The organism is Peribacillus sp. CSMR9 (assembly GCF_033141925.1).
Taxonomy (GTDB): domain Bacteria; phylum Bacillota; class Bacilli; order Bacillales; family DSM-1321; genus Peribacillus; species Peribacillus simplex_A.
Genome location: NZ_JAOPHO010000189.1, coordinates 1 through 1,269, shown reverse-complemented (window position 1 = coordinate 1,269; position 1,269 = coordinate 1). Strand labels below are relative to the sequence as shown.

At 37.7% G+C, this 1,269-nt stretch carries 3 protein-coding genes; all 3 read right to left on the bottom strand.

Going from position 1 to position 1,269, the window contains the following annotated elements; all coding sequences use genetic code 11:
- Positions 1-142: 142 nt before the first annotated feature.
- The 3 genes from N9I19_RS24800 to N9I19_RS24790 all read right to left on the bottom strand — a co-directional run bounded on the left by N9I19_RS24800 (position 143) and on the right by N9I19_RS24790 (position 1,122).
- Positions 143-445, bottom strand: coding sequence for a P27 family phage terminase small subunit (locus N9I19_RS24800; protein WP_317779340.1), 303 nt, complete (start codon positions 443-445; stop codon positions 143-145).
- Positions 446-549: 104 nt separating this feature from the next.
- Complete coding sequence (locus N9I19_RS24795; RefSeq protein WP_317779341.1) at positions 550-879, bottom strand: HNH endonuclease; 330 nt, start codon at positions 877-879, stop codon at positions 550-552.
- Between the two features lie 69 nt (positions 880-948).
- Positions 949-1,122, bottom strand: coding sequence for a DUF4177 domain-containing protein (locus N9I19_RS24790; RefSeq protein ID WP_317779339.1), 174 nt, complete (start codon positions 1,120-1,122; stop codon positions 949-951).
- Between the last annotated feature and the right edge of the window lie 147 nt (positions 1,123-1,269).

Below are 1,269 nucleotides of genomic sequence, written 5' to 3'. Positions count from 1 at the left end.
GTGTATTTCTTAATCAACTAACATTCCTCCCAATCATTCTATGCTGCTATCGTAACCAAAACATTATGGATTCGATCTTTATTGAGTTTAATTTTGCCTGACTCGTATAGCTCCATATATTCACTAACATATTTGTTCGAAATCAAATTAAATCACTAGCACTATGCTGAGTTTCCTCTTTAATGTCAAACTCGAATGCCTTTTCAATAGCCAATAAAGATGCGCTTATTTTTACCTTTTCAGCAATTGCAGGGTTCGGTTTGTTAAATTGTTGAGATCCGTTTACTACCTCAATCATGGTACCGTGTTTTTTAACATCTCCATCCAAACTATTAAAGAGTTCTATGAGGTTGATATACCTTTCGACTTTTTCAACTTGCATCAAATCAGTCTGATCAATTTTTTCCATAAGCTGTTTCTTTAGCTTTTTTGGCTTAACTGCCATGATTTCACCCCCCTTACTTGAAATAATGATTAAAAATCTCGACAGAACACCCCTCCCCGCTCCCCAGGTAAAATATAAATAGCCTCTTTGCAAGGCGGGGGGTGTTACCACATCTCATCATCCCAACGTTTCTTTTTCTGTTCTCCAAACACTCTGTTGTGCAGCTTATTGTGACAGTTCAAGCAAACCGTTTCGAGATTATCCAATACCAAAGCCAGCTGCGGATAATCTTCAATCTCATACTTATGATGAACGTTGAGCTCTACACTCTTACGTTCCCCTTCAACCTTCTTTGAGTCCACATGCACCCTGCCTTCACGCTTACACTGTTGGCACTCATGGTTGTCTCTATCCAATGCTTCGAGCCTTAGCTTGTTCCAATCACCTGTTCTATAGAACTTCTTCTTCTGTGCCTCTGTCTTGTATTCAAACATCCTTACCCATTCCCTCACCCTTCTTTCTCCAAAATAAAAAGCACCCTTGAATGGATGCTTTTCTAATTTTTAATTTTCTTCCAAATAAAAAACAGCTACGTTGCAATCAGTCCCACCTTCATATATCTGCGGAGTTAAACTTTGTAGCTTCCAACCTTCTAACGCTAACTCATTTATTGTAGCTTCAAACTTCTTAACCGAGTGATCACTCATAAGGTCACTAACTTTTATTACTTTATACATTTATACCATCTCCTTTCACTATAATTCGACAAAAGGAGATAATTTCCTGCAAATAAAAAGCAGCCTAGAAAGGATGCTCCAATAACTATTCATTTTTAAAATCGGAATGGTCGTAGCTGCGTGTCGTGTTTATTAGCATAAAGTCTT

Bases quoted from the DNA above. Each gene is read 5' to 3' on its own strand.
- N9I19_RS24800 (WP_317779340.1), bottom strand. From the start codon at position 445: ATGGCAGTTAAGCCAAAAAAGCTAAAGAAACAGCTTATGGAAAAAATT.
- N9I19_RS24795 (WP_317779341.1), bottom strand. From the start codon at position 879: ATGTTTGAATACAAGACAGAGGCACAGAAGAAGAAGTTCTATAGAACA.
- N9I19_RS24790 (WP_317779339.1), bottom strand. From the start codon at position 1,122: ATGTATAAAGTAATAAAAGTTAGTGACCTTATGAGTGATCACTCGGTT.